The organism is Clostridium sp. AF15-41 (assembly GCF_003604095.1).
In the GTDB taxonomy this organism is placed as follows: domain Bacteria; phylum Bacillota; class Clostridia; order Lachnospirales; family Lachnospiraceae; genus Coprococcus.
Genome location: NZ_QTMQ01000008.1, coordinates 38,501 through 56,474 on the forward strand (window position 1 = coordinate 38,501; position 17,974 = coordinate 56,474).

Here is a 17,974-nt window from a genome sequence, read left to right on the forward strand (position 1 = left end):
CATCACATCTTTTTATAATACCAGAAAAACGGGGTTTCGACCATAGCTTTTATGATATCCGTACAGTGATTCCATACGACAATGGCTCAAAGTAAAAAAGCACCCCGCCTTCTATTATAGAAAACGAGATGCCCTTTGACTATTTTAGGTTGTAATAAACATTTACTGTATTTGATCTTACTGCTCGAATAATAACTGCTCGTATGTAGGGAATGGCCATGCTGTCTTTGGAAGTTCTTTTTCCAATTCGTCAGCAGGTGTTCTTACAGAATCAAATGCTGCAAATACTACGTTGTGATAGTATTTTGCCCATGCTTCGATATCATCTTCGTAATCAGCAGCTTTTGCAACAAGCTCTTCCAGTTTTACAGTTGCTGTCTTCAGTTCTGCAAGCTTATCAGAGATTGTATTCAACAGAGATACCTGTACGCTTGGCTCGATACCAAGAGCTTTGATCTCAGCAGCGCCCTTTGCAAGCTCTGCCTGATATTCCATAACTGCTGGGATGATCTCTTCATTTGACATCTCGATCATTGTGAGTGCCTCAATGTTGATCTTCTTTGCGTAATTCTCAAGCATAACTTCTGCTCTGGCTGATAACTCTGCTTTATCCATAACGCCAAGGCCTTCAAAGATCTTAACGCTCTTATCTGCTGCCAGATATGGAACTGCATCTACCATACATTTGATATTTGGAAGTCCACGCTTCTCAGCTTCTGCGATCCATTCATCTGAATAACCATTTCCGTTGAAAATGATCTTCTGATGCTCTGTCAGAGTCTTTCTGATCAATGCCTTACATGCTGTCTCGAAATCTTCTGCACCTTCCAATTCGTCAGTCATCTTCTTTAACTGATCTGCAACGATCGTATTTAATACCATCATTGGGAATGCGATGGACTGTGTAGAACCTACCATACGGAACTCGAATTTGTTACCTGTAAATGCAAATGGTGATGTTCTGTTTCTATCTGTAGCATCCATTGTAAATGTAGGAAGTGTGGATGCACCGGATACATAAGTCTTGCCCTTTGGTGATTCTGTAGCTTCACCCTTCTCAATGATCTGCTTAACGATGGATTCAAGCTGTTCACCAAGGAATGCCGAAATAATTGCTGGAGGTGCTTCATTTGCTCCAAGTCTGTGGTCATTTCCTGCGGATGATGCGGACAGTCTTAACAACTCTGCATTGTTATCAACGGCTGCAAGAACGGCTGCAAGGAAGAACTGGAACTGAAGGTTTGTCTCCGGATGTTTACCAGGATCGATCAGGTTCTCGCCCTCATCTGTTGAAATTGACCAGTTGTTATGTTTACCGGAACCATTGACACCTGCAAATGGTTTCTCATGAAGAACACATTCCAAATCATGCTTTGCTGCGATCTTCTTCATCGTAGCCATAACCAGATGGTTCTGATCGGTTGCTATATTTGTTGTTGAGAAAATAGGTGCTAACTCATGCTGAGCAGGAGCAACTTCGTTGTGCTGTGTCTTAGCAAGAATACCGTATTTCCATAATTCTTCATTTAACTCGGTCATGTATGATGCAACCTTATCTTTGATCGCTGCAAAATACTGATCGTCAAGCTCCTGTCCTTTTGGAGGCATCGCACCGAATAAGGTACGTCCACAAAGCTTCAGGTCTGTTCTCTTGGCGAATTTCTTCTTATCGATCAGGAAGTATTCCTGCTCAGGACCAACAGAAGCTGTAACCTTCTTTGCTGATGTATTTCCAAATAATGCAAGTGCCTTTAAAGCTTCCTTGCTGATTGCATCCATGGAACGAAGAAGTGGTGTCTTGTAGTCAAGTGACTCACCTGTATATGATGTGAATGCTGCTGGGATGCAAAGGATACAGGTTCCTGCATCTGTTGTTTTTACAAATGCCGGTGAGGTACAATCCCATGCTGTATATCCTCTGGCTGCGCATGTCTCACGAAGTCCACCAGAAGGGAAGGATGAAGCATCCGGCTCGGATTTGATCAGCTCTTTACCTGTGAACTGAAGAATAACTCCGCCATCGCCTACTGTACTTACGAATGAATCATGCTTCTCGGCTGTTGTCTCTGTCAGTGGCTGGAACCAGTGAGTATAGTGTGTTGCGCCAAGTTCCATTGCCCATTCCTTCATTGCTGCTGCAACAGAATCTGCAATAGATGTATCAAGAGGTTCGCCCTTATCGATTGTGTTCTTCAAGGATTTATAAACTGCTTTTGGAAGACGCTCTCTCATAACCTGATCGGAGAAAACGTGTGAACCGAATACGGCTGAAATTTTGTTCATCATAATTTTGTACTTCCTTTCTTCTGATAAAACAAAAAAAGAAAGGTGTCCCAATGATTTGGAACACCTTTGTTCATTTCGTCTATTTATTTGATACAATATATATACTCCTTTTGATTTGAAAAATCAAGAGGAAAAATAAAAATTTTGAGGGGAAATTTTTTAGAAAGTTAACAGCAGTAACAATATCCAAAACATACTCACTTTTTTATCCTATAACTGCCAGCTTATATTTTCAGCATTTTTTGCTACTAGCAGTTTGGTTCTGAGTTCTGTATCATCCAGGTCTATAAAGTCACCATTTGAATAATACTTCCACTGTGCTACTTCCTGATTTCCTGACCAATTCATCTCACTGATCACATAAAACTGCATCGAAGCCAACGGTTCCTCACGATATTTCATATATCCATAACAATCGTTAAAATGTTCCCTATGCACCAGTTCCTTTATTTCCATAAATTCCTGTTCATTCTTTACCTGCCATATGGATAGTCTGCAGTCCTTTTTAGGCTTTCGTATTATTTTTTCAACAGATCGGTTGAACAAGATGGATATACAAATATAGAATACCGCATATTCTAATATATACACTCCAATATGTACAGAATCTCCCATGGTTGTATAAAAACGTTCCTGCTGCAACTGATTGCGGTAATATATAATTACCTCCGTAATATACAACGATAAAATGACATCTGTTACAAACTGTCCTATTGTGATTGCCGACTGCATACATTTTGAATTAGCAAAAAAACGGATAACTGCCAGCACAATTGCTGTTATTACAGCAACGATCAATAGCACAATTCCTATATTCCCAATTGAGGAAAATATCCAGTCCTTTTTATCTTTTATGCTTGGATTAACTACTTTTCGCGTACATTCTTCAAGGGACTGCACAGCCTCATTGGAATACAGTAAGGACAGAAAGCCCATTCCAAATCCTATTAAACATATAATCAACCCCATTAATTTCTTTTTCATATCTTCATCCCCCATATCTTATATATTTCTCCAACAATATATTCGTCACACCATCAGGCAAGAACCGCTTCTATTTCAACCCCAAGCACTTCCCCAAGCGTTTCTGCCACCTTCTCTGCGGCATAAAGTTTATAATACAGTCTGGAATCCTGTTCTCCCATCTGGAAATATCCATCGATGATCGTATCCGAAACAGCCACTGCATAATATACTTCTCCCGGTACACTATCCTGATTGTTTGGATCAATATTTCCCGTTGTACCGGTAATACCGATTCCAATGTCTGCACGATATGCCTGTTTACAGGCTTCCGCCATTGCCCGCGCTGTTTCTTTGGAATATACACCATAGGTTTCTATCACCGCTTCCGGAACACCCTGCATGATCTTTGCTTCGTTGGAATAGGTTACAAATGCTCCTTTTAATATTGCAGATGCCCCTTCAGTATCTGTGATCATGGAAGCAATCTGCCCGCAGGTGATACTTTCCATGGTTGTGATCGTCATTTTCCTGTCGATCAGACAGCCTGTCAATCGTCTGTAATTATTCCGTATTGTCTTTTCCATCTGTTCATCCAGTTTTTTTCCTGCCATTTATCCTTCCGCCTTTGTTGCCTTTAATCTATTTATTATTATAATATATTCACAAAAGGATTTCCACAAGTGGAAATCCTTCTGTCATTTCTATTTATCTTATCTCTTCTCCACCACCAGGAGCTCCTCGTCGTTCTTCACCTTTCCGGTCTTTACCGGACGCAGTTTATAGCCATCCGGGAGCTCTGTTATAATGACAGGGGATATTAAGGATGGCGCATGCTTCTTCAGATAAGGAAGATCCAGCCGCATGACCGGCTGTCCGGCAGACACTATCTGTCCGGTCTCAACCAGTACGTCAAAGCCTTTGCCATTTAGCTTTACCGTATCGATTCCAATATGGATCATCACACCGATTCCCTGTTCCGTTACCAGCCCTATGGCATGCTTCGTGTCGAAGACAAAAGCAATCGTTCCAGCAACAGGCGCGGTTATTTCAGGATCCGTTGGCAATACAGCGATTCCATCGCCCATCATTCCACTGGAAAATGCCTCATCCGGCACACTCGATAATTCAAAAACCTCTCCTGTAACCGGACTCAATATAGATACTGCAATAACCACCTTCTCATCATACCCTTCCAGATAATCTTCCAGATTGGATTTGATCACAGACACCTTCGGGCCATAGATGACCTGTACGCCATATCCTTTTTTCACCACGCCGGATGCTCCGCTTGCCCGGAGAACATCTTCTTTTACAAGAGCTGCATCATATACCGTACAACGAAGTCTGGTTGCGCAGCAGTCAACATCCGATATATTGGCCTTGCCGCCGAGTCCTTCACAGATCAGTCTGGAAGTCTCCATCTGTGGGCTGTGATTCCGGAAAACATCCATATTCCGGTCATTGTCTGATCCCTGCTCTCCGGCATTTTCTCCATGCTTTCTGGCATCCATATCACTTCGACGATATAATTTCACTTCGTCATTGTTATCTCTACCCGGTGTTTTCAGATCAAACCGCCGGATCAGATGATAGAACAATACATAATATACGATAAAATAACCGATACCGACAATAACGATCCAGATCCAGTTAGTCTTTGCATTTCCCTGCATGATGCCGAACAGGGTAAGATCGATCAGACCGCCGGAGAAGGTCATTCCCACACCGACTTCAAATACATGCATCAGCATATAGGCAAAGCCTGCCAGAATACAATGGATTCCATACAGAGCCGGTGCGACAAATAAAAATGTGAATTCCAGCGGCTCTGTAATACCTGTGATCATGGCTGTAAGGGCTGCGGAAAGAAGCAGTCCGCCTGCTGCCTTCCGTTTCTCCGGTGCTGCTGTTTTATACATAGCAAGAGCAGCTCCCGGCAGACCAAATATCATAAGCGGGAATTTACCGGACATAAATCTGGTGGCTGATACCGCATACTTTGTAACGGATGGATCTGCAAGCTGTGCAAAGAAGATATTCTGTGCTCCTTCTACAACACGCCCACCAACCTCCAGCGTTCCTCCGACCGCAGTCTGCCAGAATGGCAGATAGAACACATGATGCAGGCCAAATGGTATCAGAAGACGTTCCATAAATCCATATACCCAGGTTCCTGCATAGCCGGAATTTAAAACCAGATCACCTATGGTATAGATGCCTTTCTGGATTGCCGGCCAGATAAAGAACATCAAAATACCAACTCCGGTATATACCAATGCTGATATGATCGGAACGAATCTGGAACCACCAAAGAAAGACAACACCTGCGGCAGTTCAATCTTATAAAAGCGGTTATGCAGGGCAGCCACACCAAGTCCTACCAGGATACCGCCAAATACACCCATTTGCAAAGATGTGATACCGCAGACAGAAGTAACCGCTCCTGCAAGCATTGCTTCCGTACCACCATTTATCGTGATCAGCGCATTGATCGATGCATGCATGATAAAGAATGCAATAGCCGCTGATAGCGCAGCAACTTCCTTCTCCTTTTTTGCCATACCGATCGCCACACCCATGGCAAACAGGATTGGCAAATTGGCAAATACCACATTTCCTGCCTCACTCATTACCCCAAATACAGCAGCAAATATCGTTCCCGGCCCAAGGATCCGCATCAGCCCATATGTTTCAAGCATGGTTTCATTGGTAAATGAGCTTCCGATTCCAAGCAGCAGTCCTGCCACCGGCAGGATCGCAATCGGAAGCATAAACGACCGTCCAACTCGTTGTAATATTCCAAATATTTTATCTTTCATAAAAAATCTCCCTGTTTCATAGATACATATTCATACGAACTAGTATTTGCAAAACAGGGAGAATCATTCTCTTATTTTATATTTAACCTTATTTACTTACCTTACGGAAGTTCTTCTTACCACGTCTTACAACGATTCCGTCTCCATCAAACTTCTCTTCCGGGATTGTAACTGAGATATCAGGTATCTTGTCACCATCAACAGCAACGCCGCCCTGCTCTACCGCACGTCTTCCTTCATTTCTGGAGGATACCAGACCGGACTTTACAAGTACGGATACGATATCGATCGCACCATCCTTGAAATCATCGGCTGACAATGTAACAGATGGCATATCAGCAGCAACACCCTGGGAGAATAATGCTCTTGCACTCTCCTGTGCCTTTACTGCTTCTTCTTCGCCATGAACCAGCTTTGTAAGTTCAAATGCAAGGATCTCTTTTGCTGTATTTAACTGACTGCCTTCCCAGCTGTCCATCTTGTCGATCTCTTCCAGTGGAAGGAAGGTCAGCATACGGATACATTTTAATACATCGGCATCTGCAACATTTCTCCAGTACTGGTAGAACTCAAATGGTGATGTCTTGTTTGGATCAAGCCATACAGCACCCTTCTGTGTCTTACCCATCTTCTTGCCCTCTGAGTTCAGAAGCAGGGTGATCGTCATGGCATATGCATCCTTGCCAAGCTTTCTACGGATCAGCTCTGTACCACCAAGCATGTTGCTCCACTGGTCATCACCACCGAACTGCATATTACATCCATATTTCTGGAATAACTCATAGAAATCGTAGCTCTGCATGATCATGTAGTTGAACTCTAAGAAGCTTAAGCCCTTCTCCATTCTCTGCTTGTAGCACTCTGCACGAAGCATGTTGTTAACTGAGAAATGAGGGCCAACCTCACGAAGAACATCTACATAGTTCAGGTCAAGTAACCAGTCTGCATTATTTACAAGAAGTGCTTTGCCTTCTGAGAAATCAATAAAACGGCTCATCTGCTTCTTGAAGCATTCTACGTTATGAGCGATCGTTTCTGTTGTCATCATCTGTCTCATATCGGTACGTCCGGATGGATCACCGATCATAGCTGTACCGCCACCGATAAGGGCAATCGGCTTATTACCCGCCATCTGTAAACGTTTCATCAGACAAAGTGCCATGAAATGTCCTACATGAAGACTGTCTGCGGTTGGGTCAAATCCTATATAGAAAACAGCTTTTCCGTTATTTACCAGCTCTTTAATTTCTTCTTCATCTGTTGTCTGGGCAATCAATCCTCTTGCCACTAACTCATCATAAACCTTCATTTTTTCCTCCTGTAACAGCATCTGCTTAGATGCTGACCTTTTATATCATAATTATTATCTACTTTTTATTCTGTGTCCAACCGGCTACCGGCAAAATATATGTCTTCGACCACTTTCCGGCAGTTGTTTCATCTATAGTACACATACTTTGTGATTATACAACGAAATATAACACTTTGACAAGCCTGTACTTCCACAATCCCATTAACTCCTGTCAACTTCTCCTTCTCATTCCTGCCATAAGCGCAAGAAACAGGAATAAAAACGGTGTCGTGATCGGCTGTTCCACATTTACAAATGCCTGTACGACATATCCTATCATGCCTGCAAGAAGCGGCATACATAAAGGATTTTCCTTTACCAGCTTCACTCCATTCACAATGGACGTAATGATAAGCCCAAGGTATGTGATAAGACCAACGATACCCATAGTTACCAGATATTGCAGATATTCATTATGTGCACTGTCATAGACTGTTCCTGTCACTTCTATCATCTCATCACTGTACCTTGCGGACATCAATGTATAGATACTCTCATTTCCCGTACCAAATACCTTATTCACAAATGGAAGATCCTGATAAATCCGGAAAAGTCTGTTCCAGACATATCCCCGGTAATTGCCCCATTCATCGTCAAAGGTAAATATCTCCCACTGGTTGCCGACTCCTGTTACCACTGTTACAAATGCAGTAAGAATCAATATCCCAACCACGCTCCAAAATATTACCTTCCAACATTTCATTGTAGATGCCTGCTTTTTATCCTTAACAGACCTTAAACCTTTCTTTTGGGAAACTACACAATCTGCCTTTTTTCTACTGCCCCATCCGTAGAGCAGACTGCCTATCACCAACACTATAGATTCAATTGTTAAAATCAGGCGATGATCCACCAGCTTTGCAAGCCCTGTCAGCTTATCGTATCCCTTTCCGGTTCCGGTCGTAAGAAATGCCATCACCGTATAACCAAGAACGATACCGGCATATCCTATAAACCAACCTAAAAACGGGTCACAGGTGGAATTTTGTCCGATCACCATACGATCATCATATGTCTTTACCCGATTTCTTATCCCTGCTAATAACAGCACCACCATCGGTACTCCGATACCAATATAAGCTACATCACTATTTGCGGCAATAACTGCCATTCCTCCAAGGAACAAAACGAGTGTATATAACACACGCTTCCAGCATTTGTCTGCATACATGCCTGCCGCCATAAATAACGGGATCGTCAGGCAGAGAAAACTTGCGTACATATTAATATTGCCAAATGTCGATATAAACATCGGTCTCTGGTCAAATCGAATCGACGCATACAGATGAAACAGATCAATCTCCAGATGCTGCAGAATACTCATCAGATATGTAAGTCCACTCACACAGGCAAATACCGGATAGATCCATTCTTTCACGCTGCATCCTACTGCCACGCAGATATAGGCTGCTCCGACGAGAAGCAAAAATGCGAAACCGCATCTTCTTCCCAATTCCCCGGTGAATGCCGCCATCCGATCCTTTGCTGCTAAAAAAGCAAAAAATCCTGCAATCAAAAACAAAACCATAAAGACATCCGATGCCAGTATGGTATGTTTTTTTGATACTGCCCTATCACTTCCCGGATGACCCGTATTTCCCGAACGATCTGTCAGATACAGAACCAGAAGCAGTGCCATGATTATAAGAAGTGCCAGAACACCGTTCTTAAAAAAATTATATTTTGTTATGGTAATATCTTTATATCCATCATGCAGAACCAGAGGAAAAATCGCAAACATATAGACCAGATACAGATGGATCACTGCATCCGTTATCTTATAAATATCTCCTCTTTTGTTCTTCTGATCTACTTTTCCCATATTTTTATATCCATTCTACAAAAGCATTTTTCATTTATTTCCAATTCTGTTTAAAGCAGCGGCGATAACAGTCTGAGGAAGGCATCCACCAGTGTAATTCTGGACATATGCTCCTTACACCAGTCCAGCGTGATCTCCTCTGATTCCTTCATCGTTGAAAGCATATCATACTTCACTTCTGCAATGATACTGGAATCATATACCAATACACCGCATTCAAAATGATGATAAAAACTTCGGTTATCCATATTGATAGAACCGATCGATGTCAGATTATCATCCGTCAGGATACATTTGGAATGGATAAATCCCGGTGTGTACTGATAGATCTTCACGCCGGCACGAAGCAGCTCTTTGTAGCTCGACTGTGTCATACGAAAGATCATCTTCTTATCCGGAATCGCCGGTGTTACGATTCGGACGTCGATGCCTCTCTTTGCCGCAAGCTTTAATGCTGTCATCATCTCATTGCATACAATCAGATATGGTGTAAAGATATATACATACTCTCTTGCGTCATTGATCATCTGCATATATATGTTCTCGCCAATCGGCTCTTTCTTGAGCGGATTTGTCGTATATGGTTGAAGATATCCATCGTTCAAATGTTTCTTCTGCTCTGTTGGACGATAGCTTAAGATATGCTTATCTTCATTTCGGATACTGTTCCACAGCTGTAAAAACAGGATTGTAAAACGCCATGCAGCATCACCTTCCATACGGATACCATTATCCTTCCATTTGCCATAAGGCGCTTTCTTATTTATATACTCATCGGACAGATTAAAGCCGCCGGTATAGGCAACCTTACCATCCATAACCGCGATTTTCCGATGATCCCTGTTATTAAAGATCGTTGCCAGAAATGGAACCACCTGATTAAATGCCATACATTTGATCCCATAGCTTCCCATCTCACGCCAGTAATACTTTGGCACATAAAAGACTGAGCCGATGTCATCATAGATCAGACGGACTTCCACGCCCTCTTTTACTTTCTCTTTTAGGATGTCAAGAACCGTATCCCACATTTCACCCGGATTAATAATAAAGTATTCAAGGAAAATATACTTCTTTGCCTCTTTCAGATCATCAACAAAATCCGGCCAGACATCTTCACCCATCGGATAATACCGGACATCCGTATTCTGATATACAAGCGAACCTGCATAATCTTCTGTATATTTGAACAACCGATATGGCTGCTGCCCTTTTATCACATCACTAAAATATGCCATATTCGCATACAGATCCGTCTCATAATCCCATTCTGCCGCATGCTTCATGTATTTCTCTAACTTCTTCGGCATAATGATATGTCCGTAGAGCAGATAAAGCAGACCACCGAGAACCGGAAACATCAGGATCGGAACGATCCATGCCAGTTTAATTGACGGATTCACATCCTTTAATAACAGATGCATCACAGCTATAAAACTTAACAAATGCAGAATAGCCGCCACCAATACATAGTATTGCTGCAGCTTGAATACTTCTACCATAAAGAAGATCAACTGCGCCGCTACCAGCAGACATGTAATTACCATTCGACTAAATAACTTGTTCAATAGTTTCTTCATAGACAATTTCCTTCTTATTAATTTATGACAGGACACAGTAAACCGTGCCCTGCCATTTTATCTTTTATCCCGTATCTCTATTTTACTTGATCGAAGTTACCTTATATCCGGCTTCCTTCACTGTATTCTTAATCTCTTTATCGGATAACTCGCCACTTAAAGTAAGCACCGCCTGCTTCTTCTCATGGCTGACCTCCGCTTCTGTTACCTGTGGAAGTGCCTCAAATGCTTTCTTCACTCTTGCCTCGCAGTGTCCGCACATCATTCCTTCTATATACACCGTCTTATTCATCGTACCAGTCTCCTTTTCTATCTTATTATTTCCCTCAACATTTTTTGATACCATTTTTTGGTGTATTCTGTATTTACTATTATTAACATATATCTTCACAAAATTCAACCGTAATGCATTCATTACTACACAAAAACTGGAAAGGCTCATGGCAAATGCTCCAAACATCGGGTTTAATTTCCAGCCAAACATCGGATACCAGACACCTGCGGCAAGCGGTATTCCGATAATGTTATAAATAAATGCCCAGAACAGGTTCTCTTTGATATTTCGTATCGTTGCCATACTTAACCGGATCGCTGCAGGAACGGTTCGAAGACCTTCCCGCATCAGTACCACATCTGCCGCATCGATCGCAACATCGGTTCCGGCTCCGATCGCCATACCGATATCCGCACGGGTTAATGCCGGGGCATCATTAATGCCGTCACCAACCATGATCACACGGTGCTCCTTCATCAGTTCTCTTACTACCGCTTCTTTTCCATCCGGCAGTACATCAGCGATCACTCGGTCAACACCTGCCTGTTTACCGATTGCTTCTGCTGTCTTTGCATTATCTCCGGTTAACATAACAACTGAATAATTCATCTCTTTTAATTCTTTGATCGCAAGGATTCCATCATCTTTGATTGTATCTGCAACTGCAAGGATACCGATCAGTTTATTCTCATCGATTGCCAGATAGATCGGCGTCTTACCCTGTGAGGCTAATTCTTCTGCCAGTGTCTTATCCGTCTCGGATAAGGTTACATACCGGCTGATGAATTTTTCATTTCCTCCCAGCAAAATATGATCTGATATCTGAGAATGGTTCTGTCCTGCATAAAATACACTTTCATTCTGTGAAGCCGCCCCACTGCTTAATCTACAGCGGAGTCCATTTCCCGGAAGCACCTGAAAATCTTCGATTTTCTGTGGCTTAATTCCCTTCTGTCCGACATATTCCATAATGGCTTTGCCGATTGGATGCTCACTGTACTGCTCCAGACTTGCTGCAAAGGTAAGCAGGTCTGTCTCACTGTATCCATTTCCCGGAACTACATCTACCACTTCCGGCGTTCCGTTTGTGATCGTTCCTGTCTTATCCAGTACAACCACATCTGTTTTTCCTGTCATCTCAAGTGCCGCTGCATTCTTAAATAAGATACCCTGTTTTGCTCCGACACCATTACCTACCATTACGGCAACCGGCGTTGCAAGTCCAAGTGCACACGGACAACTGATCACAAGCACCGATATCCCTCTGGCAAGTACAAATCCTGTGCTCTCTCCTGCAATGATCCATACAATAATAGTGATCAGAGAACAGATCAATACAGCCGGAACAAAAATACCGGATACCTTATCTGCGATCTTTGCGATTGGAGCTTTTGTTGCTGCTGCATCACTGACCATCTCAATGATCTGGGATAAGGTCGTATCTGTACCGACTCTGGTAGCCCGACATTTCAGATAACCGGATTTATTGATCGTTGCGGCAGATACCTTATCTCCCTCAGCTTTATCAACCGGAAGGCTCTCACCGGATAAAGCAGACTCATCAACCGCACTGTTTCCTTCTATAACCACACCATCTACCGGAACACTGGAACCCGGACGGACGATAAATACATCTCCGACTGTCACATCCTCGGCAGCGACTTCCTGTTCTTCTTCACCACGAAGAACAATGGCTGTTTTGGGTGCAAGCTTCATTAATCCCTTTAAGGCATCTGTCGTACGTCCTTTGGAATATTCCTCGAGAGTCTTACCAACCGTTATAAGTGCAAGAATCATCGCTGCCGATTCAAAATAAAAATCATGCATCAAGGTCATAACACGATCGTTATCCTGTCTCATCACAGCATCTGTCATTGCAAATAATACATATGTGCTGTAAATAAAGGAAGCACCTGAGCCAAGTGCTACTAATGTATCCATACCCGGTGCTCCATGGATCACACCTTTAAATCCATTAATAAAAAACTTCTGGTTTACAACCATGATCGCAATTGCAAATAACATCTGGATCAGTCCCATAGCGACATGGTTATCACTGATGATCGCCGGAAGCGGCCATCCCCACATCATATGTCCCATGGAAATGTACATCAGCGGAATTAACATAACGATAGATGCGATCAGCCGGACCTTCATCTTGTGCAGAGCTGCATGATTATCCAGTTCATCTGCATCCATCGCCTGCTTCTTCCCGGCATCCTTCCGGTCTTCTCCTGTCATCAGACTGGCTCCGTATCCTGCCTTCTCTACTGCTTCGATAACTGCTTTTGGATCAGCCTTTCCTTCTACCGTCATCGAATTTGTAAGCAGACTGACTGTACAACTGTCAATCCCTTTCACTTTCTTTACTGCCTTTTCTACACTTGCGCTGCAGGCACTACAGCTCATTCCTGTTACGTTATATTTATCCAAATCATTCACCTTCTTATCAAGCTTTTTTATCATGTGCTTCATACATTCTATGCATTCCGCAAAATCAGCATCCTTGCAAGCAAATAATTTTGCGTTCATTATATCATGTGCTTCGCACATTCTATGCATTCCGCAAAATCAGCATTCTTGCGAGCAAATAATTTTGCGTTCATTATAATTTTTATTATGTTTCAGATCGAAACAATCATACGAATATATTATCCTTTCCGGCTGAAACATCTCTATGTATTTATTTCATTAATTTTTTAATAGTATCAACCAGATCATCCACTGTATCCTCTTTTCCTGCTTTGATATCCTCGATCACGCAGGTTCGGATATGCTCTGCGAGAAGTTCCTTATTAAAGCTGTTCAATGCAGAATTGACAGCAGCAACCTGTACTAATATATCCGTACAATATGCATCCTTTTCCAGCATCCCCTTGATTCCACGGATCTGACCTTCGATCCGATTCAGCCGGTTCATCAGCTTCTTATATTCACCTTCTGTTCTCTGTTTTGTTTTATGACAATGGCAACATGGTTCTTCCATTCCTGTTTGCTCCTTTCTGATCTGTTATGCAAATTCATCTATTTATAAATATCAGACTGTATCTTATCAGCCATCAGGTTATTTATACGATATATTTTATATACCCCATAGGGGTATTTTGTCAAGTCAGCTAATGATAAAATATTGCAATTATAAAAAAGAGTCACCAGCGGCTCTTTCCTGTAAAATAAAAACAGAGAATCTGATATCTTCTATCAAACTCTCTGTTCTATTCTTAATTATTATAGCCCTGATTACTTCGTTCTTTATTCTACATCGACAATGGCATCATCGTTACTTTCCAGTGTATCAATATCTGAGCTGTCTTTCTCATTATCTACATCACTTGAATCGATATCTGTATCGTCTGAACCATCATCTCCACCTATAATGGTGTCATCATCATATTCATCTGATCCGTCTTCTTCTCCGCCAATGGTATAAGTGCTGTCCATCGTATCATCATAATAAGCGGATGCATCTGTACTCTGAAGAACCTCTTTCAGATCATATATCGTTCCGTCAACTGCATTTACCATGATTGCCTGTACCGGATAATCATAATCGTAAGTTCCATCTTCTTCATCTGCCTGTGCGAATATCCATACCGGTACATATTGATATATATTCTCCTGCGATTCATCCTTCATGCAATAATACGTAAGTCTTACATCGTTATATTCAATATCATTATAAGAAGTCTTATTTTCTGTATAGTATGCCGGTACATTCTTATTCAATGCACTTAACAGATCTTTCCAGCTCATCAGTTCTACATTCTTCTGCTCATCTCCTGTCGGTGCAAGAAGCGGATAACAGCTTGCATTGATCACTCCGTTTGAATCAACCTGTATCGTAAATGTCTCAGATGTTGAATCATACCAGACATCATCATCGGATGAAAGGGAATCTACCATGGACAGATCCGCACTATATGGTGCAGTACCATTTACCGAACGTCCAAATGTCATGATATATCCGTCGTATTCTGTCGCTACAACGTCATATGAGGTATCGTAATATTCCCATAAAAGCTGGGATGTATATGTAGGGATCACATCATCAATACCACAGCTGCTCAGGAATTCCTGTGCAAGAGAAACTGCCTCGTCCTGTGTAAATGTACAGCTGTTCGGCATACTTTCATCTACATCTTCATCACCATACTGCGCATCATATGCATAAACATATGTAGCGCCCTCATGTGGCTTATAATTTATAAGTCCTTCGGACGGATAATAGGACAATTCAAAATTTGCTCCCAGACCCTCTTCCGAATCTGAAAATGAAAGCATATATTCATAATCACCGATATTACCTATAAAATCTGTTGCACTGTAATCACCCGCACCTGTACGTTCGTCTGTTGCATTCGTCATCTCATCTTCCAGATAAGATATATATTCATTACAATAGCTCTCCGTCTCTGTGTCTCCCGATGCCTTTGCCTCTTCTAACATTGCCTGAAAGGAGTCAATCTGCGACTGAAGATCACTCTTTGTCTGATGTTCCCAGTCATATACATAGATTCCTTTTGATTTATCAAACACTGCCTCGCAAACTTTCTGCTTATATGCATTATCAAATGTATTACTTTTATAGTTAATGATGGACATACTGTCAGATGACGGAATACTTATATCGTCATCTTTTATCTTAATACTCTTTAATCCGGAATCACCGACCTCAATATCTCCCTCATAAGATTCAGGAATTCCCAGACGTGAAGCAAGCGCACCACTATCTCCCGAACCACTGTTTTCACTGCTGCCGTCTCCATCCACATCATAATCCACCTTTTTATTACAGCCGGAAAAAACGGTTGCTGCTGACAATGCTGTTACTAAAAGCAGAGCTGTCATTTTTGTGAACTTTTTCTTTCTCATGATTTCCTCCTAGAAATTTTCAGACTATACACTGATTTTATTCAATTAAACAAGGTTATTATAATCGAGTGAATATTTAATAGCAAGAAAAAACACGCATAAAAAAACGAAAATACTGTGAACACACAATATTTTCGCCTTTATTTCAATTATTTTTATTCTTTTGATATTACAACTTTTCCGTCAACAACCTGAATCTTTACTTTATTTGTGTCAATTCCTGCTGCCTCCAGAATATCATCACTGATCTGAACACGATGCGCTTTATCCAGAACTGAATATTCCTCATGAGAATCTGATCCGTTGAAATTAACGCCTTCCATGTCATTAATTCTTTTCCGATAGTCCTCTTTCATAATCTTCTCTGTACTGATCTTGCCATCAGCGATCATAACCACTCGGCTTACCTTATTTGCCAGACTGATATCATGTGTTACTATGATAACCGTAATACCAAGCTCCTCATTCAGTTTCCGGAACAGATCCTGTATCATATCCGATGTCTTGGAATCGACTGCACCTGTCGGCTCATCTGCCAGAAGTATCTTCGGGTCATTTGCAAGTGCGATCGCGATCGCAACTCGCTGCTGCTCACCACCGGACATCTGAGACGGATAAGAATTCACCTTTTCCTTCAATCCCACTTTACATAACAGATCATATGCTTTCTTTTCTCTGTCTGCTTTATTATCTTTGTCAAAATACATCGGAACCTGAACATTCTCAAGTGCTGTCATATAAGGAAGCAGGTTTCTGGAATTCTTCTGCCATACAAAACCAACCGTATGCTTTCTGTATTCCACCAATTCCTTATCAGTCATGGCAAACAGATCCTTACCATCTACATACAGCTTACCCGCCGTAGGACGTTCCAGACCGCCGATCATATTTAACAGCGTTGATTTACCGCTACCGGATTTACCGATAACCGCCATCAGCTCACCTTTTTTGATTGTAAGCTCCAATCCCTGAAGTGCCATAACCTCAACTTCATCTGTCTTGTAGATCTTAACCAAACTGTCACAATCAATGATATTATCAGATTCCACAGAATCTGTATCAGTCCCAGCTGCCTCTGATGCTTCTGTATCCGTTTCAGCATCTGCTGCCGGCTTCTCCATTGTCTCGTCATTTTCTGCAGTTTCATACATTTCCGTATCTGTTTCCTGCTTTTCGGCTGTATCATCAGCTAAGACTGTAAGGCTGTCATTCTTCTGTTCTTCCATATCCCGTTGAACATCTGTATTGTACTCATCTGTAGATACAGAATCAAGCATCTCCGCCCCAGATACATTCTTTTTTTCTTTCTTCTTAAATAATCCACTATGCTTTGCCAACGATCTCACCATCCTCTATCTCAAATACAACATCTCCGAGTTCCATCAGGTTTGGATCGTGGGTCGTCATAACAATGGTTATTCCCTCTTTTGCAACCAGATCCTTGAACAACCGCATAACATTCAATCCGGAAGCCGTATCAAGTGCTCCCGTCGGTTCATCTGCAAATATAACTTTTGGCTTATGAGCAACTGCCCTTGCTATAGCTACACGCTGCTGCTCACCACCGGACATCTGATTTGGCATATGATACATTCTGGAACTCAGTCCAACCATCTCCAGTACTTCGCGAATTCGTGAATCACGATTGCCTTCATACTCCGCCAAGCGGAGTCCGAAATCAACATTTTCGTATGCATTCATGATCGGAATCAACGCAACCGACTGAAATACAAATCCAATATCAAATCGTCTTAATTTCTCTTTATCCGCAACAGACATCTCTGACAGGTCATTATTTTCTATAATAACCTGTCCCTCCGTTGCATCATCAAGAGCACTCAGTATATTTAACAATGTCGTCTTACCAGAACCGGATCGACCTTTTAATATTGCAAGCTTGCCTTCAGGAATATCCAGATCAATTCCCTTAAGAGCATAAAATGGTTCGCCGTTTCCAACCGTAAAGCATCGTTTTATTCCTCTTGCAGTAATCATATCCATAGT

The 17,974-nt window shown here is 41.9% G+C and carries 12 protein-coding genes; all 12 read right to left on the reverse strand.

Annotated elements, in window-relative coordinates; translation table 11 throughout:
* Nucleotides 1–177: 177 nt before the first annotated feature.
* The 12 genes from DWW43_RS07160 to DWW43_RS07215 all read right to left on the reverse strand — a co-directional run bounded on the left by DWW43_RS07160 (nt 178) and on the right by DWW43_RS07215 (nt 17,971).
* Nucleotides 178–2,286, reverse strand: coding sequence for a glutamine synthetase III (locus tag DWW43_RS07160; protein ID WP_008403090.1), 2,109 nt, complete (start codon nt 2,284–2,286; stop codon nt 178–180).
* Nucleotides 2,287–2,496: 210 nt separating this feature from the next.
* The gene (locus DWW43_RS07165; protein ID WP_133302406.1) at nt 2,497–3,270 is read right to left on the reverse strand and encodes a hypothetical protein; all 774 of its coding nucleotides are present in this window, start codon (nt 3,268–3,270) and stop codon (nt 2,497–2,499) included.
* 53 nt (nt 3,271–3,323) lie between these two features.
* A complete protein-coding gene (locus DWW43_RS07170) occupies nt 3,324–3,863 on the reverse strand; it encodes a CinA family protein (RefSeq protein WP_119963153.1) in 540 nt (179 codons plus the stop codon).
* Nucleotides 3,864–3,962: 99 nt separating this feature from the next.
* A complete protein-coding gene (locus DWW43_RS07175) occupies nt 3,963–6,071 on the reverse strand; it encodes a PTS transporter subunit IIABC (protein ID WP_119963154.1) in 2,109 nt (702 codons plus the stop codon).
* Nucleotides 6,072–6,159: 88 nt separating this feature from the next.
* A complete protein-coding gene (gene tyrS / locus DWW43_RS07180; RefSeq protein WP_021943639.1) occupies nt 6,160–7,380 on the reverse strand; it encodes a tyrosine--tRNA ligase in 1,221 nt (406 codons plus the stop codon).
* 214 nt (nt 7,381–7,594) lie between these two features.
* Nucleotides 7,595–9,244, reverse strand: coding sequence for an O-antigen ligase family protein (locus DWW43_RS07185; RefSeq protein WP_119963155.1), 1,650 nt, complete (start codon nt 9,242–9,244; stop codon nt 7,595–7,597).
* Nucleotides 9,245–9,294: 50 nt separating this feature from the next.
* A complete protein-coding gene (gene cls, locus DWW43_RS07190; protein ID WP_119963156.1) occupies nt 9,295–10,824 on the reverse strand; it encodes a cardiolipin synthase in 1,530 nt (509 codons plus the stop codon).
* Nucleotides 10,825–10,906: 82 nt separating this feature from the next.
* Nucleotides 10,907–13,564: a heavy metal translocating P-type ATPase gene (locus tag DWW43_RS07195; RefSeq protein WP_119963196.1), complete on the reverse strand. Its 2,658-nt coding sequence runs from the start codon at nt 13,562–13,564 to the stop codon at nt 10,907–10,909.
* A 217-nt stretch (nt 13,565–13,781) separates the two neighbouring features.
* Nucleotides 13,782–14,084 (reverse strand): metal-sensing transcriptional repressor, encoded by a 303-nt coding sequence (locus DWW43_RS07200; RefSeq protein WP_008401532.1) that lies wholly within the window; start codon nt 14,082–14,084, stop codon nt 13,782–13,784.
* Nucleotides 14,085–14,350: 266 nt separating this feature from the next.
* Nucleotides 14,351–15,970, reverse strand: a complete 1,620-nt coding sequence (locus tag DWW43_RS07205; protein ID WP_119963157.1) for a DUF6034 family protein — start codon at nt 15,968–15,970, stop codon at nt 14,351–14,353.
* Nucleotides 15,971–16,125: 155 nt separating this feature from the next.
* Nucleotides 16,126–17,316 carry an ABC transporter ATP-binding protein gene (locus DWW43_RS07210; RefSeq protein WP_347475256.1) on the reverse strand — a complete coding sequence of 397 codons (1,191 nt, stop codon included), beginning with the start codon at nt 17,314–17,316 and terminating at the stop codon, nt 16,126–16,128.
* Nucleotides 17,294–17,971, reverse strand: coding sequence for an ABC transporter ATP-binding protein (locus DWW43_RS07215; RefSeq protein ID WP_119963158.1), 678 nt, complete (start codon nt 17,969–17,971; stop codon nt 17,294–17,296). The genes DWW43_RS07210 and DWW43_RS07215 overlap by 23 nt, the downstream gene beginning before the upstream one ends.
* Nucleotides 17,972–17,974: the final 3 nt, after the last annotated feature.